The organism is Pseudanabaena sp. Chao 1811, assembly GCF_027942295.1.
Classification (GTDB): Bacteria; Cyanobacteriota; Cyanobacteriia; order Pseudanabaenales; family Pseudanabaenaceae; genus Pseudanabaena.
Genome location: NZ_CP101416.1, coordinates 3,026,091 through 3,048,845 on the forward strand (window position 1 = coordinate 3,026,091; position 22,755 = coordinate 3,048,845).

The 22,755-nt window shown below is 43.3% G+C and carries 24 protein-coding genes; 12 read left to right on the forward strand and 12 right to left on the reverse strand.

What is annotated here, in order from left to right; genetic code table 11:
- Positions 1-51: 51 nt before the first annotated feature.
- From NMG48_RS13940 to metK, 3 genes are all read right to left on the reverse strand, one after another.
- Positions 52-501 (reverse strand): DUF29 domain-containing protein, encoded by a 450-nt coding sequence (locus tag NMG48_RS13940; RefSeq protein ID WP_271252121.1) that lies wholly within the window; start codon positions 499-501, stop codon positions 52-54.
- A gap of 245 nt (positions 502-746) precedes the next feature.
- Entirely contained in the window at positions 747-1,004 is a 258-nt protein-coding gene (locus tag NMG48_RS13945; protein ID WP_271252122.1) for a nucleotidyltransferase domain-containing protein, read from the reverse strand.
- 59 nt (positions 1,005-1,063) lie between these two features.
- The gene (metK, locus tag NMG48_RS13950; protein ID WP_271252123.1) at positions 1,064-2,302 is read right to left on the reverse strand and encodes a methionine adenosyltransferase; all 1,239 of its coding nucleotides are present in this window, start codon (positions 2,300-2,302) and stop codon (positions 1,064-1,066) included.
- 263 nt (positions 2,303-2,565) lie between these two features.
- On the opposite strand from metK, the gene NMG48_RS13955 reads away from it, so the two are divergent.
- Positions 2,566-3,066: a T3SS (YopN, CesT) and YbjN peptide-binding chaperone 1 gene (locus NMG48_RS13955; protein WP_441339193.1), complete on the forward strand. Its 501-nt coding sequence runs from the start codon at positions 2,566-2,568 to the stop codon at positions 3,064-3,066.
- Between the two features lie 87 nt (positions 3,067-3,153).
- A complete protein-coding gene (locus tag NMG48_RS13960; protein ID WP_271252125.1) occupies positions 3,154-4,320 on the forward strand; it encodes a homocysteine biosynthesis protein in 1,167 nt (388 codons plus the stop codon).
- A gap of 26 nt (positions 4,321-4,346) precedes the next feature.
- On the opposite strand, the gene NMG48_RS13965 is transcribed toward NMG48_RS13960, so the two are convergent.
- Positions 4,347-5,594 (reverse strand): dicarboxylate/amino acid:cation symporter, encoded by a 1,248-nt coding sequence (locus NMG48_RS13965; protein ID WP_271252126.1) that lies wholly within the window; start codon positions 5,592-5,594, stop codon positions 4,347-4,349.
- A 253-nt stretch (positions 5,595-5,847) separates the two neighbouring features.
- Between NMG48_RS13965 and NMG48_RS13970 the strand changes: the two genes are divergently transcribed.
- A complete protein-coding gene (locus NMG48_RS13970) occupies positions 5,848-6,666 on the forward strand; it encodes a fumarylacetoacetate hydrolase family protein (protein ID WP_271252127.1) in 819 nt (272 codons plus the stop codon).
- A 324-nt stretch (positions 6,667-6,990) separates the two neighbouring features.
- Positions 6,991-7,803, forward strand: a complete 813-nt coding sequence (locus tag NMG48_RS13975; RefSeq protein WP_271252128.1) for a COP23 domain-containing protein — start codon at positions 6,991-6,993, stop codon at positions 7,801-7,803.
- A 54-nt stretch (positions 7,804-7,857) separates the two neighbouring features.
- On the opposite strand, the gene NMG48_RS13980 is transcribed toward NMG48_RS13975, so the two are convergent.
- A complete protein-coding gene (locus tag NMG48_RS13980) occupies positions 7,858-9,060 on the reverse strand; it encodes a phosphoglycerate kinase (protein WP_271252129.1) in 1,203 nt (400 codons plus the stop codon).
- Between the two features lie 309 nt (positions 9,061-9,369).
- Here NMG48_RS13980 and NMG48_RS13985 point away from each other — a divergent pair, with 309 nt between their 5' ends.
- Entirely contained in the window at positions 9,370-9,645 is a 276-nt protein-coding gene (locus NMG48_RS13985) for a type II toxin-antitoxin system Phd/YefM family antitoxin (protein ID WP_271252130.1), read from the forward strand.
- Complete coding sequence (locus NMG48_RS13990; protein WP_345961271.1) at positions 9,642-9,905, forward strand: Txe/YoeB family addiction module toxin; 264 nt, start codon at positions 9,642-9,644, stop codon at positions 9,903-9,905. Before NMG48_RS13985 ends, NMG48_RS13990 begins: the two co-directional genes overlap by 4 nt.
- 58 nt (positions 9,906-9,963) lie before the next feature.
- Here NMG48_RS13990 and NMG48_RS13995 read toward each other — a convergent pair whose 3' ends face one another.
- The 4 genes from NMG48_RS13995 to NMG48_RS14010 form a co-directional block, all read right to left on the reverse strand.
- Complete coding sequence (locus NMG48_RS13995; protein ID WP_271252132.1) at positions 9,964-10,212, reverse strand: DUF4926 domain-containing protein; 249 nt, start codon at positions 10,210-10,212, stop codon at positions 9,964-9,966.
- An 18-nt stretch (positions 10,213-10,230) separates the two neighbouring features.
- Positions 10,231-10,563, reverse strand: a complete 333-nt coding sequence (locus NMG48_RS14000) for a DUF6883 domain-containing protein (RefSeq protein ID WP_271252133.1) — start codon at positions 10,561-10,563, stop codon at positions 10,231-10,233.
- 112 nt (positions 10,564-10,675) lie between these two features.
- Positions 10,676-11,221: a hypothetical protein gene (locus tag NMG48_RS14005; RefSeq protein ID WP_271252134.1), complete on the reverse strand. Its 546-nt coding sequence runs from the start codon at positions 11,219-11,221 to the stop codon at positions 10,676-10,678.
- Between the two features lie 55 nt (positions 11,222-11,276).
- Positions 11,277-11,660 carry a DUF433 domain-containing protein gene (locus tag NMG48_RS14010; RefSeq protein ID WP_271252135.1) on the reverse strand — a complete coding sequence of 128 codons (384 nt, stop codon included), beginning with the start codon at positions 11,658-11,660 and terminating at the stop codon, positions 11,277-11,279.
- A 347-nt stretch (positions 11,661-12,007) separates the two neighbouring features.
- On the opposite strand from NMG48_RS14010, the gene NMG48_RS14015 reads away from it, so the two are divergent.
- The 6 genes from NMG48_RS14015 to NMG48_RS14040 all read left to right on the forward strand — a co-directional run bounded on the left by NMG48_RS14015 (position 12,008) and on the right by NMG48_RS14040 (position 19,323).
- The gene (locus NMG48_RS14015) at positions 12,008-13,480 is read left to right on the forward strand and encodes an ATP-binding protein (protein ID WP_271252136.1); all 1,473 of its coding nucleotides are present in this window, start codon (positions 12,008-12,010) and stop codon (positions 13,478-13,480) included.
- Positions 13,481-13,597: 117 nt separating this feature from the next.
- Positions 13,598-15,031 carry a signal recognition particle protein gene (gene ffh / locus NMG48_RS14020; protein ID WP_271252137.1) on the forward strand — a complete coding sequence of 478 codons (1,434 nt, stop codon included), beginning with the start codon at positions 13,598-13,600 and terminating at the stop codon, positions 15,029-15,031.
- 191 nt (positions 15,032-15,222) lie between these two features.
- Positions 15,223-16,095, forward strand: coding sequence for an isoaspartyl peptidase/L-asparaginase (locus tag NMG48_RS14025; protein WP_271252138.1), 873 nt, complete (start codon positions 15,223-15,225; stop codon positions 16,093-16,095).
- Between the two features lie 106 nt (positions 16,096-16,201).
- Positions 16,202-17,215, forward strand: a complete 1,014-nt coding sequence (locus NMG48_RS14030) for an NAD(P)/FAD-dependent oxidoreductase (RefSeq protein ID WP_271252139.1) — start codon at positions 16,202-16,204, stop codon at positions 17,213-17,215.
- A gap of 217 nt (positions 17,216-17,432) precedes the next feature.
- Positions 17,433-18,746 carry an adenylosuccinate synthase gene (locus NMG48_RS14035; RefSeq protein WP_271252140.1) on the forward strand — a complete coding sequence of 438 codons (1,314 nt, stop codon included), beginning with the start codon at positions 17,433-17,435 and terminating at the stop codon, positions 18,744-18,746.
- A gap of 25 nt (positions 18,747-18,771) precedes the next feature.
- Positions 18,772-19,323, forward strand: a complete 552-nt coding sequence (locus NMG48_RS14040) for a 50S ribosomal protein L25/general stress protein Ctc (protein ID WP_126385773.1) — start codon at positions 18,772-18,774, stop codon at positions 19,321-19,323.
- A gap of 51 nt (positions 19,324-19,374) precedes the next feature.
- Here NMG48_RS14040 and NMG48_RS14045 read toward each other — a convergent pair whose 3' ends face one another.
- The 3 genes from NMG48_RS14045 to gmk form a co-directional block, all read right to left on the reverse strand.
- Positions 19,375-20,004 (reverse strand): Crp/Fnr family transcriptional regulator, encoded by a 630-nt coding sequence (locus NMG48_RS14045; protein WP_271252141.1) that lies wholly within the window; start codon positions 20,002-20,004, stop codon positions 19,375-19,377.
- Positions 20,005-20,368: 364 nt separating this feature from the next.
- Positions 20,369-21,676, reverse strand: a complete 1,308-nt coding sequence (locus NMG48_RS14050; protein ID WP_271252142.1) for a D-alanyl-D-alanine carboxypeptidase — start codon at positions 21,674-21,676, stop codon at positions 20,369-20,371.
- A gap of 95 nt (positions 21,677-21,771) precedes the next feature.
- Positions 21,772-22,341, reverse strand: a complete 570-nt coding sequence (gene gmk, locus NMG48_RS14055) for a guanylate kinase (protein ID WP_271252143.1) — start codon at positions 22,339-22,341, stop codon at positions 21,772-21,774.
- Positions 22,342-22,755 lie beyond the last annotated feature (414 nt).

A 22,755-nucleotide genomic window follows, 5' to 3' on the forward strand; every position in this document is an offset into this window, starting at 1 on the left:
CTCTGTCAAAAAAATGGTGATCATAATGGTGATCATTATGTAACAGGGGTTTTAAACATTTTGGATGCCAATAGGAAAGTTCTCATCAAAAATTTGTTCAATAGAATAAGGACATTCTTTTGGTAAATCCTTGGGTTTAAGACGAGTTTCTTTTTCTGCAAGAACTAAAGCTAACTCAAAGCCATCAGTGATCGCTTCCGATAGATAGGACTTTAGGCTAGGATTTTTTCGGATTAGTTTTTTTATTTGAATTCTTTGCTCTTTGATGGTCAGTCGCCAACTTTTACCGCGCAACCTCGGCTGCAAATCCCACTTAATCAAATGCCCCAACAAAATTGCTAAACTATTTTCCAACTCAGACCTTTTTTGGCTCCCCAAAGCTTCAATTTCCTCAGCTAAATTTTCTATATCTAAGCCATCCCATTTCCCTAAACGTAAACGCTCAACCTGCTCAACCGTCCAACGATAAAAGTCCGAATCATATAGTAGTGTTGACATCATCAAAATCACCTTTGTTAATCAGATGCTAAGTCAATATTATAAATCTGCTCAACTTATTTTTATAAAGCGATCCCTTCACGGCGTACTTTACTCGCAAAAGATGCCGAGAGATCGCTAAACTCATCTAGCGACATTGGCATAATCGAAACCAACTCGCCAAACTCAGTAGCTAGGCATAATTAAAAAATAGAACCAAAAGCTGTGACGCACGCTGCGCGTGCGCCACAGCTTTTAGGGTTTTATATTTAATTGCGCCCAGCTACTTCTAACAAAAAATATAAGCGAATATCTGCCATCCGCCGAACCTCTTGAACTGGCAACACTTGCTCTTTTAGAACTACTAACACATCAATATCTGAATCAGCAGTTGCTTCGCCTCTAGGGACAGATCCATATAGCAACACTGAAAATAGGCGATCGCCATAAAGCTCTTGCAATTGTGATTTTAGTTCTTGCAAAAGAATCTGTAAGCGATCGCTAATGTTTAGAGTGTTAGTGAGCATAAATTTGGAAATATCTAAGCTTAATAATAGAAAGGCTCGCTTAGCGAGCCTTTCTATTATTAAGCGTTCTTTTTCAAGATTTCTACTTTGTCTAAGCGTTCCCAAGGAAGATCGAGATCGTTACGACCTAAGTGACCATAGGCGGCGACATTTTGATAGAAACGACCACCTCTAGTACTAGGTAGATTTTGTAAATCAAAATTCTTGATGATTGCCGCAGGACGCAAATCAAAATTGTCTTTGACTAGACGTAATAGGGTTTCTTCATCCACCTTGCCCGTGCCAAAGGTATCGATGTGCATACTGGTAGGACGTGCCACACCGATCGCATAACTGATTTGTAACTCGCACTTGCTAGCCAAACCTGCTGCCACAATGTTTTTCGCTGCATGACGCGCCGCATAGGCAGCACTGCGATCGACCTTTGTGGGATCTTTGCCAGAGAAAGCGCCACCACCATGACGAGCATAGCCGCCGTAGGTATCGACAATAATTTTGCGTCCAGTGAGACCAGAATCACCTTGAGGTCCCCCAATTACAAATTTGCCTGTGGGGTTAACCAGATAGCGAGTTTGGTCATTAGGCTTAACAGAAGTATCAGCAAAGCTAGGCAAGACTACATGAGTCCAGAGATCAGCTTTGATTTTTTCCTGTACTTTGGCTTCGTCAGTAATGCCATCGATCACTGCATCATGCTGGGTCGAGATGAGGATGGTGTCGATCGCAACGGGCTTATCACCTTCGTAAACTACAGTAACTTGGGTTTTGCCATCGGGACGTAAATAAGGTAATGTGCCATTTTTTCGGACAACCGATAGCTGACGGGCGAGGCGATGGGCGATCGCGATCGGCATGGGCATAAATTCAGGTGTTTCGTCACAGGCAAACCCAAACATAATCCCTTGGTCACCAGCACCCACTGCTTCGAGGGCAGCATCTTCTTCTTCACCAGTACGGGCTTCGAGGGCAACATTCACGCCCTGAGCAATATCTGGAGACTGTTCATCAAGGGCGACGATTACCGCACAGCTATTTGCCGAGAAACCATTATCAGCATTGGTATAACCAATTTCAGCAATTTTTTTACGGGCAATATCGACGTAATTGACATGCGCTTTGGTTGTAATTTCCCCTGTGATCAAGACCAGACCAGTGTTTACTACAACCTCGGCAGCGACACGCGATCGCGGATCTTGAGCCAACAAGGTATCAAGAATCGTATCGGAAATCTGATCGCAAATTTTATCAGGATGTCCTTCCGTAACCGATTCAGATGTAAATAAGAAGCGACTAGCCAACTATGTTTCCTCCTAAACGTAAGAAGTGTAAGGCAAATTTTTGTATCTCTTAAGATTTATCCATCATAGTACAAGGCGTTATTGCTTTATGACGGGTTTAATTGCCGTCGATCAACCGCGAAAAAGAAGATGGCACTGATTGCCATCTTCTTTTTCTTGGGAAATATTCAAATAATGCTTGGAAAATGTAACTGCCTATGGGTATAGTTCTGATTAGCTTAGCTACTATACTGATTGCCAAAATCGCCCAGTTTGATCAACCTATGGAGGCAAATAACTTGAAATTCCAAACTAGCGCTCAAGAAGCCTGCTATGAAAAAGTAGTAACGTGGATCCAAGAGATTTTTGGCAAATATCCCTGCGCTCGCCAAGATTTCCCCGGATTAGGAATGTTTGTTGGATCAGCCTTAGTAGAAATATTAGTTTTTCCTTGGGACGAAAATGACGCGGTAATTAATACGCGATCATATGTAGTGGTCGGAGCTGAATTAAAACCTGAACTGATGCGATATTTATTAGAAGAAAATGCCAAGATGATTTTTGGTGCTTTTGGAATTTCACCAGACAATGAAATTCTCTTTGAACATTCCATCGTTGGTTCAACTTGCACCATGAAAGAATTGGAAGCTTCGGTAAAGGCGGTGATGGAAATTGCTGATGAATATGACGATAAAATTGTCGATCGCTGGGGTGGTAAAAGAGCCTTAGATCGCATCCATGCAGGTACATTGTCTAATAACGGTTGGTCACTGCCCACATTTTGAGTAATGGGAATTTGCTCCACAACTTCTCATTACTCATTAAATTCTCAAGCGCTATATTTCTAGATAATTTCAATTCAGCAAAGTCCTATGCCCCAAACGATCGCCGATATTAATGACAAAATCAAAGCTGGTAAGGCTAAAGTCCTAACTGCGACTGAGCTTAAAACCCTTGTTGCCGATATTGGGGTTACGCAGGCGACAAAAAAAGTAGATGTGATCGTTACAGGCACATTTGAACCCATGGAATCATCGGGGGCAATTCTCAATTTAGGACATACCGATCCACCGATCAAGATTCGCACTTGCTGGATTGATGGTGTACCTGCCTATGCGGGATTTGGAGCTGTTGATATTTATTTAGGTGCAACCCAAGAACCAGAGGCTAATGATGAAGGTGTCCAAAATCGTGGCGGCGGTCATGTGATTGCGGATTTAATTGCAGGCAAGACAGTTAACTTTAAAGCGATCGGACATCCTAACGATTGTTATCCGCGTGCTAATTTTGAGACGACAATTACGAAGGATTCGATCAATCAGTTCTATCTTTTTAATCCTCGCAATCTCTATCAAAATTTTATTGTCGGTGTGAATGGAGGTGAAGAAACTCTTTACACTTATTTGGGTCCACTTCAGCCACGCTTAGGAAATGCAGTCTATTCTAATCCTGGGGCAATTTCGCCATTATGGAATGATCCTGATTTGCAATTGATTGGGATTGGTACACGTATCTTTATGGGTGGTGGTATTGGCTATGTGGCATGGGAAGGAACCCAGCATTTCCCATTGCAAAAGCGTTTAGAGAATCGTACCCCGATTGGACCTGCGGCGACTTTGGCGCTAATCGGTGATGCTAAGCAAATGACTCCTGAATGGGTGCGTGGTTGCTATTTCCGTAACTATGGTGCGTCGCTGATGATGGGTGTTGCCGTGCCTTTACCTGTAATTGATGAAGAAGTAGTTGCTAGAGCTGCTGTAATAGATGAACAACTCGTTGCACCTGTAATCGATTTCTCCATCCCCCGACGGGTGCGTCCAATATTTGGTTCTGTTTCCTATGCTCAGCTCAAGTCTGGCAAAATCGAAATTTCAGGCACAACTGTACGAACTGCACCTCTTGCTAGCCTGCATCTATCGGAAGAGGCGGCGAAGACTCTCAAGGATTGGATTGTTAAGGGAGAATTCACGCTGACAGAACCTGTGGCACTTTTGCCAAGCGATCGCACCTTTTTACCTCAAGATGTGCGTGGATTTTAAGAGTAAGTTAGGCAAAGCAGATTCTATTAGCTCTTGAGGGCAGATATTGGCTTAATTTCTTCTATCTCTAATACTTCTTCCGATTCCCAATGACTAAGGATAATCGCATTTACGCTATTACCAATAATATTCACGACGGTTTTTAAACCATCGGTAAGTCGGTCAATTCCTGCTACTAAAGCGATCGCTTCTAATGGGAGTCCCGATGCCGAAAGTACTGTTGCCATTGTAATCAAGGCAGCACCAGGCACTCCGGGGGTACTAAAAGAAACAAGTAGGCTACTCAGGGCGATCGCCATTAGTAAGGAAGGAGTTAAGGGAACTTGATAGATTTGCACTACAAATAAAGCATTAAATCCCTGTAAAATTGCTGCACCATCGCGCTTAAGGGCAGTACCTAAAGGAATTGCAAAACTAGCAATCTCTTCGCGTAATCCATAATTCTCTTGAATATTCTGTAATACGACAGGTAAAGCGGCATTAGAGCTAGCCGTACCAAAGGCTAGGGCGATCGCCTCGGACAGACTCCGCAAAAATTTAATCGGGTCAGCTTTGAGGGCAAATAAAATTAGCATATCTAAGCACAGCATGATACTGGAGGATATGACTAAGCCCACTACATAAAGGAATAATTTCGCAACTAGGTCTAAGCCTTGAGTAGCGATCGTTGAACTCATTAAGGCAAATACTCCCAAGGGTGCAACATAGAGAATTACGGATAGAGTTTTCTCGCTAATGTGATAGATACTCTCAATGAATTCCACAAATGGTTTGGCTTTATCCGCAGCAAGTTGGACACCAATCCCTAATAAAACGGCTGAAAAAATGATTTGTAATAAATTCCCATTACTCAGGGCTTCTAAGGGATTGACAGGAATAAGACTAACTAACCAAGATATAAGAGAAGGTGCTTCGGTGATGTTAATCGTCTCAGATACGATCAATCCCGTTACCCCACTCCCTGGTTGTAAAAAATAGGCAGTTCCCATGCCCACGCCTAGAGCGATCGTACTAGTAACCACGTAGCTCGTCATTAATTTGATCGTATATCGCCCAACCTGCCCTGCTCCTTGAATTCTCGTTAAGCCCATGATTAGTGAAGAGAAGACAATAGGAACTACCACAAACTGAATCAACCTTAAAAAAGATTCACCAACTGGAGCCAAAAAAGTTTGATTAATGAGTTCAATATTGTCAGGAAAAGTTGTATTGAGCAAAGTTCCAAAAACAACACCAACACCAAGGGAAAGCAAGATAAATGTAGATAGATTCATATTCCAATTTGCTAATGTAAAAATCGCCAGTCAGATATCAATCAAAGATGCAATTTGTGGTAAGTATTGGCGACCCTATCTCAAGTTAACTTAATAGGACATCTAAGAAAGTCCAATATGAACGGCGATCGCGTTTTATGTTATACCCAGTGCGACATTCGCTTATCTAGGTTTATTATGGCGATTGCTATATAATCAATGCTGCTAGGTTTTCCCCTCTTTAAAAAATATTTAAATTACGAAAAAAGATGTTATGGCGGATCGTTATGTTCGCGTAAAAACTGCCCAAGGACAAGTTTATTACGGGTTGTTAGAGTTAAATCAAGCCGTAAAGGTACTCAATACAGCACCTTGGCTGGGAGGGGAGCCAAATGGTGAATTACTTGCTCCAGATACTTATCAACTTTTGTATCCGTGCGAACCCAGCAAAATTGTTGCTGTGGGTAAAAACTATTCGGCTCATGCAGCCGAGATGGGTGGTGAAGTACCCAAGGAGCCGATTTTATTTTTAAAGCCAACGACGACATTAATTTCTCCTGATGATGAAATTGCCTTGCCACCGCAGTCTAAACGGGTGGAGTATGAAGGCGAACTGGCTTTAGTAATTGGTGAGCGTTGTTTTAACTTGACACCCAATCAGGCGATCGCCGCAATTTGGGGTTATACGATCGCTAATGATGTCACCGCTAGAGATCTTCAACGCAGTGATAGTCAATGGACAAGAGGCAAGGGCTTTGATACTTTCTGTCCCTTAGGTCCTTGGATTGTGCGTGAGATTAGTCCTACCGCAGTATTGCAAACTTTTGTGAACGATGGCAAAAAACCACTGCAATCTGCCGCCATTGATGAGATGGTCTTTTCGCCAGAATATATCGTGTCCTACATTAGCCAGATTATGACCTTACTCCCTGGGGACATTATTATCACTGGCACGCCTGAAGGAGTTGGTCCTATGCAGGAAGGCGATCGCGTATATATCGAAATCGAAGGTATTGGGAAACTGCAAAATACTGTAATTTTGCGAGAACCTTTACCTGTAGAAGCGGAAGTTGAAGAAGGTGAAATTGATTAAAATAAATAGGTAAGGATGGACGGCGCGAAGCGCCGTCCATCCTTACCTATTTAAATCTAGGACTACCGTTAAAACATCCTCTCTTAACTTGTGAAGATTTTGTGAGGATGTGGTAGTGAATTACTTGGAAACATTTTCGCTAAAACCTATGTCATTAAGATATGGTTAGCCCCATAGTTGAACAATATTTTCCATAGACTCACAGCATAACGCCACCATACAAACAAAATAGACATAAAAGCCTTGGGGGGAGATTTATGTTTCGCCATTTGTGATTGATTCACCACTTGATTATTAACCACTCCTTACACACCTGCTAATCCTATGAAACTCCAATTGTCTCCAAAATTTCGACGATCTGCTGTTTCCCTATCAGCGATCGCCATGAGTTTCCCGCTAGCGATCGCGATCGCCTTACCAAGTGTTGCCCAAGTTATCCCCATTGAAACTAATCCCAGTTCTGCACCACTGCCATCTGATAAGCCCAATGATAAAGCCGCAAATCCCACTGACAACAAAACGGCAAGATTTAGCTGTCAAGTGCGTGATGGTCAATATATTGTCGTCTATCAGCCGAAGAGTCAGCCTCAAAAATACTTCCCTTGGGCTGCCCCCAGCGCAATGGGTGATGGTTGGTCACCTGAACGTCGTTGTAATGAAATCAGCCGCCGTCTCGAATCCTATCGTCCTGATGGTTTAGTAGAAATGCGAACCAGTACTGAGAATGGCTATAACGTCATTTGTGCTACGACGGACAAAAATTCTGCTTGTCGAATTGTCTTGACAGTCCCCAATGGTCAAGATCCCATCGCCACTCGCGATCGCGTATTTGGTAATCTCACCACCGCTGATAGTGGTCAGCAAACTACAGCAGTAAATACCTATCGTGGGCGCGATCGATCATTAGGTGACATTACTAGTGACCTCGGCTTGGGTATTGATCTCTCAGGGATCAATGGTGTTCTCAATTCAGTACTATCTTCAAACCGCCCAACAGCTACCACTAATATTCGTGGTGGCAACTTGTACTTGAAGCCCTTCCTTGATCCTAGCGATGGTGGTACTGGTGCAAGTCTAACCAACAGTGGTTTTACGGGTAGCAGTGGCAGAAGACTCAATCCTGATAATTTCCGCTAAATAAAAAAGGGTCGCTCAGCGACCCTTTTTTATTTAGCAAGGCTAATTGAAAAATTAAGCTTCGTTCAAAGCAGCAATACCGGGGAGGATCTTGCCTTCGAGCAATTCTAAGCTTGCACCACCACCAGTGGAGATGTGGCTCATCTTTTCAGCAACACCAACCTTCTCAACTGCGGCTACGGAGTCACCACCACCGATAATGGTGATTGTGCCTTTGCCAGTCAAGTCTGCGAGGGTATGGGCGATCGCTTCAGTACCAACGGCAAACTTATCAAATTCAAATACACCCATAGGACCGTTCCAGATTACGGATTTGCAATCTGCAAGCGCATCTTGGAATACCTTAACGGAGTCAGGACCAATATCTAAGCCCATCCAACCATCGGGAATAGCGTTAATGCTAACGGTTTGAGAATCAGCATCAGGCTTGAAGTTATCAGCAACTACCACATCGGTAGGGAGCAAGAACTTAACACCACGTTCTGCTGCTTTCTTTTCGAGAGCGCGAGCGAGGTCTAGCTTATCTTCTTCAACGAGGGACTTACCAACACTTAAGCCACGAGCTTTGTAGAAGGTGAAGATCATGCCGCCGCCAATGAGCAGTACGTCAACCTTATCGAGCAAGGTTTCGATAACGCCAATCTTGCTGGAAACTTTGGAACCACCAACGATCGCGGCGAGAGGACGCTGAGGATTGTCGATCGCACCACTGAGGTATTGCAATTCCTTGTCGAGCAAGAAGCCTGCAACGGAGGTGCTGATGTACTTGGTTACGCCTTCGGTCGAAGCATGGGCGCGGTGAGCAGTACCAAAAGCATCATTTACATAGATGTCAGCCAAGGAAGCTAACTTTTTAGCAAATTCAGGATCGTTCTTTTCTTCTTCAGGATAGAAACGAACGTTTTCTAGCAAAGCCACATCACCATTGTTGAGGGCATTAACTTGAGCTGCGACCGCATCACCGATACAGTCATCGGTCTTGACTACAGACTTACCGATCAATTCTGACAAACGTGCAGCTACAGCATTGAGGCGAAGACCTTCGGTAACGCCCTTGGGTCTGCCGAAGTGACTGGTGAGGATGACACGCGCACCAGCATCGGTCAAATACTTAATAGTTGGCAACGCTGCACGGATACGGGTATCGTCGGTAATTTTGCCAGTTTCGTCTTGAGGAACGTTGAAATCGACTCTGACTAATACCTTTTTGCCTGCCAAGTCATCAGCAGTCAAGCTTGCTAGATTCTTTTTTGCCATAAAAATTTAAGTTTTTAGTATATAAAGTTGCTTTTTTACAAAGTCTTAATAATTTTACACAAATCTGTCCATCTTGAACTAGTCATGAGTAAAAATACTTATCGTTAAGTTGCTGATTATTTTGGGATAAAAAACACTTGTCCAATGGGTTAGTACCAAAAATGCAGCGATCGCCCCTCAACTCAATCTCAACAACTCGCAATCAATACTTTGTATTGTTCTTAACTAAAATAGGTATAATTTCTACAGGAAGTTTCTCTTTATTGAATGCCATTACATTAATAAACATCAAAATATTGGGATGGTCAAATGACGATTAGAGACCAACTTAGTAAAGAACTCGAACAAATTCCTGACTCGCTAGTTGAGGAAATTCTTGACTTTTGCATATTTCTCAAACAGCGTCAACAAGCTAAAACTAAGGATGTAAAAATTTTAGAAGGTAATTCTGTTTTAATTTCTGAAGATGAATGGCGCGGTATTCAGGAAACAATATATTTGCTCTCAATTCCTAAAATGCGTGAATCAATTGTTGAAGGTTTATCAACTTCTGTTCATGATTGCAGAGAGACATTAGAATGGTGATGTGGAAATTGGTATACACCAAGCAATCTCAAAAAGATGCAAAGGAAATATCTGCAAGTAATCTCAAAGGTAAAGTTGCCGAACTTCTGTCTATAATTCAAATAAATCCATTTCAGAATCCACCACCCTATGAAAAATTGGTTGGTGACTTCTCAGGTGCATATTCACGCAGAATCAATGTTCAACACCGTCTTATCTATGAGGTGATTGAGTCTGAGAAGACTATTAAAATAATTAGAATGTGGACTCATTATGAGTAAGTGTGATCGCCCTCAACTCAATCCCAACAAATTGCGATCGCCTCAATTTGTACAAAAATTATACTGTGACTAATTGAGCTTTGGAATTAGGTAATATTGGCTCGAAATGTAGAATCATGAATTCTTCTGGAGTTAATCCTAATGATTCGTATGTGCGACCATTGCGATCGCTAAACTCGACTTCAAAGGCTTGACCATTGGCAAGTATCTCAACGACTGTGCCAACTTGTCCACGCCATAGATTATCTTGGGGAAGATCGACAGTCAGAGCTACGACATCTAGAAGTTTTACTGAACTTGTTAACATATTTATCATCTCCACTGACTATAGAGGGTAGCAAGTCGTTAGTTTTGGAATATCTGAACCATGTTCAATAATCCATCCACTCCGCAGGATTGCATTTCTATTTTGCCATGTAATCTCAAAATCCACAGTGTATCGTTGCCCAAATCTATCAGATCTGCCTAATTTAGCTTCATGTGTTGTGATAATCTCTAGCAGAATTAGTCTTAATTCTTCAGCATTTTCTGCTTTCATGCCAAGCATTGAGGCGAATAGTCTGGCTTTATGTTTGCCGTCATCATGTTCTAGATTAAGACAGTAATCCCGCAATTTACGAATGTCAACAACAGCGTTGTTAGCGTTGGGAATTAACATATCTAGCTATGACTGTAATCATCGTTTTTATTTTGTCATGCTTGATTATTTTGTAAAAGCGATCGCCCCTAACTCAATCTCAACAACACGCGATCACCTAAAACTCAACTCATCAAAAAGCGATCGCCCCAAAGAAATACATTACAGGGATAGCAAAAAAAGCCAATCCGAATAGCACAGCAATAACTTTAAGTTGATCCCAAATTTCTATTTCCTTTATTAGTAGGCTCCATAGTTTGTCTTTTCTACAAAGAGGTGGTTGGGGTGGATCATAAATCCGTTTCCATATACTTTTCTCTTCCTTCTTGTCATTTTTTCCGCGAAGTATATTATCAATGCGGAATACTCTCTTCCTAAAATTCTTTGACCTATCCCAATTTCTTTGAATGTGATGCCCTGACTCTGAGAGCATTGAAAATGAGTACCAGCAAATAGCCAAACCTGCAAAAGCCGCACTAATAACAATCACATAGAGTTCCAATTTCGCTTTTGATGCATCATAATTAGCAAAATTGGCAAAGATAAAACTGAGAAGTGCGACTTTAAAACCTACAAGCCAAGTGAACATACTAAGCATTGCTGCCTTGATTTTGTCAGCCCTATCTTCAAAGTACATCCACAATTTAAAGTAGTCTTCATCTTTTAGTTCGTACAACATAATGGGGTATCTCTACAACAATTGAATAAAAAGGTGAATAAAAAGGAGTTTTGTCTTAACAGTGAATAGCATCTAATTCTTGCTCAGAAGCGATCGCCAAATCAACCTGTTCTTTATTTACTGCATAAAATCTCAATGCTTCCGTTACCTGCTCCTCGGATAAATCGTATTCATCAGCAATTTGAGCAACACTCATGCTCCACTTGTGAGCAGCGATCGCTAATGTCTGCACCCTTACTGCCGTTCCCTTAACCACAGGAAAAATTTGTCCACTTGCCCCTTGACGATAAGCAATCAGAGAAAATGATGCTTTAAGCGTACTGACCTTTTCTGTAACAGCCCACAGTACAAACTGATCCAGCGAAATTCCCTGACTTTCGGCTAACTGTTCGACTTCCTGCTTTAAGTGATCGGGTAAGTTTAAGGCGTAGGCTGTCATAATTTATGCCATTTGATTTATTTCTAGTTTATCTGATTATGATTTGTATCTATCAGCCAAAGCCAACATCGCATCAATTGAGAATCCATCAACAGACATTGCTCCAAATGCGCAATATCTAGATGTTGTAGACCTGAAATTTTATACGTCCTTGAAAGGACTGAGTATAAGCGCCAGTAGAAACAAACCGAATACGCTTGAGCATGAAATATTGCCCTAACAATGCACTAAGTAAAATGCTGCTAGGCGATCGCTACACTTGCAACGCAAAAATAAGATTAGTTGATTGACCTTAAATATAAAGCCAAGATAAAATAAGATTAGTTGACTAATCTTATTTAAAATTTATGCTTGAAATTTCAGAAGCAGACATTTTATCCCGACTTCGGTTTGATAATCCTTGGTGGGAACAGGGCAGAGAAGGAAAAATAACTTACGAAGATACACCTCGACGTAAGTACTTCGAGACTTTTTATGAAAATATTTTGGATTCAAATGTTCGCCGAGCGATCGTTTTAATGGGACCAAGGCGAGTTGGGAAAACTGTTATGGTTTATCACACCATTCGCGCACTCCTAGATTCTGGTGTAGAAGCAACCAATATTTTATACATTCCCCTTGAAACTCCAATCTACACAGGATTACATCTAGAAAGGATACTTAATTATTTTCAGAAACTTTTTGAACATAAACGCAATACCAAACTATTTATTTTCTTTGATGAAATTCAGTATTTGCGTGATTGGGAAATACATCTTAAATCTCTAGTTGACTCCTATGCAGACTATCGCTTTATTGCTACAGGTTCTGCGGCAGCAGCATTAAGACTAAAGAGTAATGAGTCTGGTGCTGGGCGCTTTAGTGATTATGTTCTACCACCGCTAACTTTTGCTGAGTACTTGATGTTTATTGGCAGAGAAGCGGAACTTGTAGCAGAGCTAGAATCACATATTTATGGAGCTTCAGCTATAAATTATTCTGCCCTAAATATTGCTGCTCTCAATGAGGAATTTATAAACTACTTGAACTTTGGTGGATATCCAGAGGCAGTTTTTTCAGAAACTATCAGACAAAACCCCAGCCAATATATTAAGAGTGACATTATTGATAAGGTGTTACTCCGAGATCTCCCAAGCCTTTACGGTATTAACGACATTCAAGAATTAAATAGACTATTTACGACCTTAGCTTACAACTCTGGGAATGAAGTAAGTTTAGATGGATTATCCAAATCCTCTGGGGTTGCCAAGAATACGGTTAAGCGTTATCTAGAATATTTGGAGGCTGCATTCCTAATTCGGCGAGTTGAAAGGATAGATAACAATGCGAAGAGATTTAAGCGAGCAATGTGTTTCAAGGTCTATTTAACCAATCCATCTATGAGGGCTGCATTATTTGGACAAATTGATGCGAATTCTGAAGCTATGGGATCTATGACTGAAACGGCAATTTTTAGTCAATGGCAACATAGTCAAGTTACGGAACTTTATTATGCGCGATGGAAGTCGGGAGAAATTGATATTGTGCATTTGGATAATGTTAGCCAATTACCCTCTTGGATTGTGGAAGTTAAGTGGAGCGATCGCCCCTATCGGATACTTGCTGAACTTGATAATTGTGTTGAATTTGTGAATAAACATCCCAATATATCTCAACCAATTTTGATTACTAGTCAAACTATTTCAGATAAAGACATTAAATATAAAGGAGTAGAGTTTAAATTTAGCCCCTCTAGTCTTTACGCTTATCTACTAGGCGCAAATTTATTGAAGTATATTGACAATAAGCTGGTTAAGCGGAGAGTTTCAGAAGAAATTTGATGAAAATGCTATGTTTGCCAAAAGTGATCGCAGCCATAATTTTCTCAGATCAGGATCAATGTAACAGTGGTAACGGTAAATTAGTAGTTAGAACCAAAAGCAAAAGCAAAACTAGATATGTTTGATGAAATCGCCGATAAATTTGAGGCGGCTTGGAAAAAGTTACGCGGACAGGACAAAATCTCTGACTCCAATATACAGGGCGCGATTCGTGAAGTACGCAGGGCGCTATTAGAGGCAGATGTCAACTTACAGGTTGTCAAAGAATTTGTCGAAGAAATCTCCAAACAGGCTCAAGGGGCTGATGTAATTGCAGGTGTACGCCCCGATCAGCAGTTTATCAAGATCGTCTATGACGAATTGGTAAAGACGATGGGCGAGGCAAATGTGCCACTTGCTGAGGCTGCCAATGCACCGACGGTAATTTTGATGGCAGGTTTGCAGGGTACAGGTAAAACCACTGCTACGGCTAAATTAGCTTTACATTTACGCAAACTAGAGCGTACGGCGTTACTAGTCGCGACTGACGTATATCGTCCTGCGGCGATCGACCAGTTACTCACCCTCGGTAAGCAAATTAATGTGCCAGTCTTTGAAATGGGCGCTGATGCTGACCCTGTGGAGATTGCCCGTCAAGGTTTGGCAAAGGCAAAGGAATTAGGCGTTAATACTGTGATCGTCGATACGGCGGGACGCTTGCAGATCGATCGCGACATGATGGAGGAGTTAAGTCGGGTTAAGGATGCGATTAAGCCCGATGAAGTGCTGCTGGTTGTCGATGCGATGACTGGTCAAGAAGCAGCAACCCTCACCCGTACTTTCCATGATGAGATTGGGATTACGGGCGCAATCCTCACCAAGATGGATGGCGATACTCGTGGTGGGGCGGCGCTATCGGTGCGGCAGATTTCGGGACAGCCGATTAAGTTTATCGGTGTGGGCGAAAAGGTGGAGGCATTACAACCCTTCTATCCTGAGCGCATGGCTTCACGGATTTTGGGCATGGGTGATGTGCTGACGCTGGTGGAGAAGGCGCAGGAAGAAATTGATATTACCGATGCTGCAAAGCTCCAAGAAAAGATTCTCAGCGCCAAGTTCGACTTTGACGACTTCCTGAAGAACACCCGCATGATGAAAAACATGGGTTCTTTTGGTGGAATGTTGAAGATGCTCCCGGGGATGAAAATCAATGACGCGCAAATTCAAGAAGCGGAAAAGCAACTCAAGCGTTGTGAGTCGATGATTGCGTCAATGACGAAACAGGAACGCAAAGATCCTGACCTCATTGCCAAGAGTCCTAGCCGCAAACAACGGATCGCTAATGGTTCGGGTTACAAGCTTCAGGATGTGACGAAGTTAGTCGCGGATTTCCAGAAGATGCGATCGCTGATGCAGCAAATGGGACAGGGCAAGATGCCGAATTTCCCCGGAATGCCAAATATGGGCGGCGGCGGATTTCCCGGAATGGGCGGTATGGGCAACCAATCTCCTGCGGGCAATCCTGTTTATGGCAAGAAGAAGAAAAAGAAGAAGGGATTTGGAGAATTGTAATGTTTTTAAGCTGTTAGCGATTAGCTGTTAGCTGTTGGCTTTTTGGTGATTGGTGATTGAGAATGAAAAGTCACCTTCAAGAATGAAACCCAACTTCCAATTTCAAAAAGCTAAAAGCTAATCGCTAAAAGCTAATCGCTAAAAGCTAATCCCCAAATTACCCATCCCCAATTACCAATTACCAACAAAAAATGCAACCCAAAATTATCATTCATGGCGGTGCTGGTAGCACTGTTGAGAGCAAAGGTGGTTACGAGCCAGTTCGTAAGTCATTGTTTGCTGTTTTAGAAACTGTTTATCCGATGCTGCTTGATGGCGCGAAGGCGATCGATGCGGTGGTCAAGGCTTGTCAAATGCTGGAAGACGATCCTCGGTTCAATGCGGGGACTGGCTCAGTATTACAGTCCGATGGTCAAATCCGCATGAGTGCTTCGATTATGGATGGCGATCGCCAAAGTTTTAGTGGTGTGATCAATACGGCAAGAGTTAAGAATCCGATTGATCTGGCTAAGCATTTGCAGACTAGCGACGATCGCGTTCTCTCTGATTACGGCTCGGCGGAACTCACTCGCGAATTAGGCATCCCGATTTACAATCCCCTCACCGATGAACGCCTTGCGGAATGGTTAGAGGAGCGCAAAACAAACTTCAATCGCAAAATGGCAGATGTGGCGATGGGAACGATCGGTGCGGTAGTTCTCGATCAATATGGCAGCATTGCGGCTGGCACATCCACAGGCGGACGGGGCTTTGAGCGCATTGGCAGAGTTAGCGACTCGGCAACCCCTGCGGGGAACTATGCCACCAAGTTTGCAGGCGTAAGTTGTACAGGTGTCGGTGAAGACATTCTCGATGAAGGCTTTGCGACTAGAGTGGTGGTGCGCGTTACCGATGGCATGACCCTTCAGCAAGCGGTCGAAAAATCTATTAATGAAGCAAAAAGTCGCGATCGCGATTTTGGTGCAATATGCCTTGATGCTACTGGGGCGATCGCGTGGGGCAAAACCTGTCCCGTATTGTTCGCTGCATATCATGACGGCGAAAAAATGCAAGATACACTATAGGTATCACTAGTTTTTTAGAGTTTTAGGCTCTGAAAAACTAGTTTTGATTTTGTCGCGATTAATTCAAGATGAGCTAAGCTCTTCAAGAGGCATGAACTGAAAATTTATGAAAGATGTAATCGTGATCGGCGCAGGGATGGCAGGCTTAATCTGCGCTCAAAAACTCAAGCAAGCGGGACTAGATGTCACCATTGTGGAGAAGTCCGCAGGTGTGGGTGGAAGGATGGCAACTAGACGCTTGCAAGGCACTTGGGTCGATCATGGCGCACAACTTATTTCTGTAAAAAGCGACAGTTTTGGTAGGTTTATTCGCAAACTGACAGAAAAGCACATCGTCCAAGAGTGGACTCGCGATGTCTATCAGCTTTCTGCTTCAGGTTTATTCCCCCCCGATGCGGATAATCGGCATACACGCTATTGCTGTCCTATGGGCATGACGGCGATCGCCAAATATCTCGGTAGTGAACTGGCGATTATTAACAACACCCGCATTATTGGGGTAAATCACAAAGAGGCGCAATGGCAATTAGTCACCGATCGCCAAGATATCCTTGAAACCAAAGCGATCGTTTCTACCATTCCTGCGCCACAGTTTTTGCCACTATTTGAGGAAGTCCTCGCCGCAGCCCCCAGCTTCTTGCAAGCCCTACAGTCGGTCAAATTTGCCCCTAGTGTAACGATTATGGCAGGCTATAACGCTAGTAACTCTGTACCTATGGAGTGGCAAGCAATTCGATGTGTTAATGATCCGATTCTGGACTGGATTAGCTACGACAGTAGCAAACATGCCGAAAAAGCAGTACAGCCAGTTTTTGTTTTACAAAGTACTGCCGAATTTGCTAAGCAATCGATGGAAGAGCCAGATCTAGAAATTGCGGGCAAACCCTTGCTGAATCAAGCAGGTAAATTATTAGCAAAATGGCTAGCTAGTCCTGAATGGTGGCAAGTGCATCGTTGGCGCTATGCGATCGCCGAAGAATCTTTGGGGGTTTCTTGTCTATCCACATCAATTCCCTTGTCGCTAGTCTGTGCAGGGGACTGGTGTGCTGGCAAAAATATTGAAGCTGCCTATCATTCAGGACTTGCGGCGGCTGAGTCAGCGATCGAGTTACTAAAATAAAACCCAAAATTGTTTCGGTGGGCTTTGCCCACCGAAACAATTTTGGGTTTTATTCCTATGCACGAAGAGAGTGATGGCACTTTAACATAGGCGATGACAGCTATAAGCAAAGCAAAGTTGAGATCAAATCGTAACTTTACCTTGCTAAATCATTGACAATTGATGTGATCTTTTGAGATGATTGATGATTGTGAGATTTTATTGAGCAGCAAGACTCTTGGCTAATGTAATTGTTATTGGGGCACAGTGGGGTGACGAAGGTAAAGGCAAAATCACCGATTTGCTGAGCCGCTCCGCAGATGTCGTTGTTCGCTATCAAGGCGGGAATAATGCAGGACATACGGTCGTCGTCAACGATCGCACCTTTAAGCTACACCTGATTCCTTCGGGAATCCTGTATCCCAAAACGGAATGTATCATTGCCAGTGGCACAGTGATCGATCCGAAGGTGCTTCTTGAAGAAGTGGATCGACTCAAAGATTTGGGTATATCGACGGACAACCTATTTATTGCCGAAACCGCCCATGTCACCATGCCATACCATCGTGTGCTAGATCGCGCCTCAGAGGATCAGCGAGCTGAACACAAAATTGGGACAACAGGGCGTGGTATCGGTCCAACCTACGCTGACAAATCCGAGCGGGTTGGCATTCGGATGATTGATTTAATGGACGAAAAGCGCCTAGCTAAAAAGCTACGTTGGGCGATCGAGCAGAAAAACATTGTTTTACAAAAGCTTTATAATTTAGAACCGCTCGATGCTGACGCGATCATTGAAGAATATCGTGGTTATGCTGAGCGTTTACGCCCCCATGTAGTTGATGCTTCATTAAAAATTGATGCTGCTATCAATGAGCGTCGCAATATTTTGTTTGAAGGTGCACAGGGTACATTGCTAGATCTCGATCATGGCACATATCCCTATGTCACTTCATCAAATCCCGTTGCAGGCGGCGCTTGTATCGGCGCAGGTGTGGGACCAACCTGCATCGATCGCGTCATTGGTGTTGCCAAGGCATACACAACTCGCGTAGGTGAAGGACCATTCCCCACCGAGCTACATGACGAGATTGGCAATCAGATCGGCGAACGTGGAGCCGAATTTGGTACAACTACAGGGCGTAAGCGCCGTTGTGGTTGGTTTGATGGCGTAATCGGTCGTTATGCGGTTCGCATTAATGGTCTTGATTGTCTTGCTGTCACCAAACTTGACGTACTCGATGACCTCGAAGAAATCAAAGTTTGTACCGCCTACGAACTCGATGGCAAGGTGGTTCGTGACTTCCCCAGCGATGCCCGTGCCTTCGCTAGAGCGATTCCTATCTATGAAACCTTACCAGGTTGGAAGCGATCGACTAGCGAATGTAAAACCGTTGACGAGTTACCCCAAGAAGCTAAGGAATATCTCAAGTTCCTTTCTGATTTAACGGGTACTCCGATCGCCATTATCTCTCTAGGCGCAAGCCGAGGACAAACCATTATCGTCGAAGATCCAATTCATGGACCCAAGCGTGGTTTGTTGAGAAATTAAAACTAAGCAATCATAAATTACCCAAATGCAATTACAAATTAACGCCTCTACTCGTACCCTATCCAACAATCGTACCCTCCGTCGCAATGGTCAAATCCCTGCGACCGTATATGGACATAAAGGTGCTGATTCGATCTCAATTACTTTAGATGCTAAAGAAGCAACTACTTTGTTACGTGAAGCAACGATTAATAACACATTGATCGAAGTAAATGTAACCGATGGCGACTTTAAAGGCAAAACACTATTGCGTGAAGTCCAAAACCATCCTTACAAAAACTCCATTTATCACCTCAGTTTCTTTGCGATCGAGTCGCAATCGAAGATTGAAGTAGATATTCCTCTCCACTTTGTTGGCGTACCTGTCGGCGTAAAAGTTGGTGGTGGTTCCGTTGATACCATCAAGAACTATGTACGTGTATCTTGCGCTCCTAATAACGTTCCTGAAAGCTTCGAGCTAGATATTACTTCTCTCGAAATTGGTAAGGGTATTCACGTTAGCGAAATTCCTTATCCTGAAGGTGTTAAACCTGTAACTGAAGGTACTGCTCTTGTAGTTACTATTCTCAAGAAATAAAATCGCAAAGCACTTTGCGTATAAAAAAGGGGGCGCATTGCGCCCCCTTTTTTATACGAGGATAATATGCCGATCGCGATCAACTTTGAGCCAACCTTCATCTTGCAATAACTTCATTGCTCTGGTGACGGTGACGCGAGTACTGCTAATAGCACTGGCGAGATGTTGGTGAGTGAGGCGTACAGTGAGACGAGTACCGCCTTCAACAGGAATACCAACCTCTTGTTTGAGCAACAGTAATATTTGCCGCAACCGCTCCTCCACCCGTTTATTACTGACTAGCGCTAACAAAGCTTCGGTCTGCTGAAGACGACGATTTAGATGTTGCAAAATTCCTTGATAAAGTTGTGGAGATTGCTCCAGCTCAGTAAGGGTAAAACGCATCAAGTCCACATCGGAGAGGGCGATCGCCTGATATGGCTCTAGATTAGTGAGGGGTAAACCAAAGGGCATAGCTTGCACGGCAAAGCCAACCAGCACTTCATCACCTGAAGGATGCAGAGTATTTAGTTGTACGACTCCACGACAAACTACCCATACTTCATGGGAATACATAGGAATAATTTGTCCACTTTTGTAAGTGTGCATGGTTCGACCGCGATAAATTTCTTCGAGCGATCGCCGCCAATCAATTACAGAAGTTTTGGAATTAAGATCGAAATTAGAAAACGTGTATGTCATATCGGCGTGAGGTAGACATTAATGATCCTATGTGTTTCTCGACACTATCAGGTTAAGCTCAGTTTATCAAATCAATAAATTCTTCTTAAATACATATTTCAAGGATTTTTTCTTTTAAAACTCATGCCTTGAAGCTACTTACCAAAGATTTCATCTGCCGTAGGTCAGGGATTCATAACAATTATAAAACTCCAAAAGTAAAGAAACGTCAGTTCGACAAAGGCGGAAAATGGTAAAAATCGCTAAGCGATTTTTACCATTTTCTGCCATTTGTGCGGCGCGAAGCGCCGCACAAATGGCGTTATCGAACTCACGTTAAAGAAGCGGTGCTTATGCACCGCTTCTTTACTTTTGGAGTTTGGTATTACTTGATAACTTCATTGCGATCGCTATCTCGCCAAGGGGTTTCAGCGAAGCTGGGACTCGGAGACTTGAGCAAGCCCCACTTAGCCACTAAATTTTGCAGTACATTGTCTTGCGATCGGTGGAAATCGTCGATATTTCCCTCACCACGATTGACAAGTGCAAACCAAATGGGGCCATGCTGCTGGGTTTGCACCACACCTGCTAAAGCACTGACATCAGATAATGTCCCTGTCTTAACAATTGCTCCCTTTGGCATTTTACGTCCCTCGATCGTGCCGCAGTTACAATCACTAATGGGGAACAGATCCGCAAGGGTTAAGCCTTCGACTTGGGCGCGATTATGTACTGCCATCAGTACTGCAACTACAGCGCGGGGAGAAATTTGATTCGCTTGTCCCAAGCCTGAGCCATTAACTAAGTTAATTTCTGAGATGGGTATCTCTGTGGCATTTGCGGCGATCGCCGCTACTTGTCTACCGCCACCTAATTGAGAGGCAAGCATCTCCGCCATCTCGTTATTGCTAAAGGTATTCATGCGTTTGAGGATTTGCCAAAGAGGTAATGACGCATGACGAATTAATGACTTGCTAGAGATATTGCTGGAGGCAAGGCTGGGGACAGTCCGTATATTTCCAAGAATTACCAATTGTGGTTTTGGCGTTCCCACAGGCATCGTTGCATATTGCTCCGCAACTTCTCCTTCCCATCGGCTGCTATCAAAGGCTAGGCGCAAAAAATTCGCCGCCTTTACCAAGTCAGTTTCAAAATTCATGGCAAATCTACCTGTAACGATCAGATTGCCTTGAATGCGTTTGATTCCCAATTGGTTGATCTTATTTGCCAAAGCGATCGCTTCTTCCCACACAAAAAATGGATCGCCACCACCTTCAATGATCAAGTCACCTTTGAGCGTATCGCCAACCAGATTTCCCGTTATGCTGATATTGGTAATAAAGCGATAGTTCGATCCCCAAGTTTGCAATGAGGCAAGGGTTGTGACAATTTTTGTTAGCGATGCTGAGGGTAGAGGGCGATTTGATAAATTTCCTGAAGCGATTACCCCATCATGGGATTGAATCCATGCACCTTGGGCAGGATTGGGCAGTCCTAATTGTTTGAGTTCATTGAGCATATTCGCGATCGCCTGTTTAGCCACAGGATCAGGCGTAGTATTAGCGCTTACCTCTGAGGCTAAGACAGGACGGGTGGCATAGCTCATTAGCGATCGGGGTACTGTGGCGACCGCACGACCATCGAGAGCTTGGGTCGAAACCGACAATAGTAAAGCGCCAACTAAACTCCACATAGTCATAAAGAAAACCAAAATTAGATTTGTGCTTGTTTCAGCAAAGCTAGTATAGCTGTCGTCGCTTATATATAGGTGTATAGCGCACCATACACCTAATTAAACATAGCTGTTTCGAGTTGATGCATCGCAATTTCTAAGTCGTCATTGACAATGGTGATGTCAAATTCATTGGCAGCCGCTATTTCCAGTTTGGCATGGTGCAAGCGTTTAACAACTTGTTCATCACTATCGGTACTACGTTGGCGCAACCGACTTTCGAGAACTTCCATTGATGGTGGCGCAATAAAAATTCGCTTGGCACTAGGAAATGATTGGGCAACCTGTCGCGCCCCTGCGAGTTCAATTTCTAAGAGAACAATTTGCCCTAAAGCGATCGCCTGATCGATGGCTGGCTTGGGAGTACCGTAGAGGTTGCCCGCATATTCCGCCCATTCGAGAAATTCACCAGCATCTCGCTTTTGTTCAAACTCATCACGGCTCCAAAAAAAATATTCCCTGCCATGTTCTTCCCCTGCACGGGGCGATCGCGTAGTTGCAGAGATGGAAAAGAGAATGCGATCGGGATAGCGTTCTAGTAATTTTTGTAAGAGTGTCCCTTTACCGACCCCACTGGGACCCGTGACAACAATGAGTTTGCCTTCGCCTAATTGACCTTCGCTCAACGTTTCGTAAATTCCTGTAATGTTTATTTATAGCGCTTTTCAAGCAAGCGAGGTGCAGAGGGTTGTGTCCCCGCCTTCGGCGGGGACACAACCCTCTACTTCATCTAGATTGGTATACGCTATAAATCATTCTAGATGACAGAGTCTTATGCGCTGTCATCATAACTAAGATATTTTATTGATATTTATTTGAACTAAGAGGGTAAATACCCCACCGCTCTGCGGTGTGAGTATATTCTAGTAAAAAAGAATTTGATACCCCGTCCGCTTGCGGCGGGGTGATTCATTAAAAATGCTACTTTGACTCACTTTAATCATGAATATCCTAATAGAGGTTTGCCAATGAGTGTATACATGCTCATTGGCAAACTAAAAATCAATCCTAATTAAAAGTTTTTAGGTTGCATTTTGCCA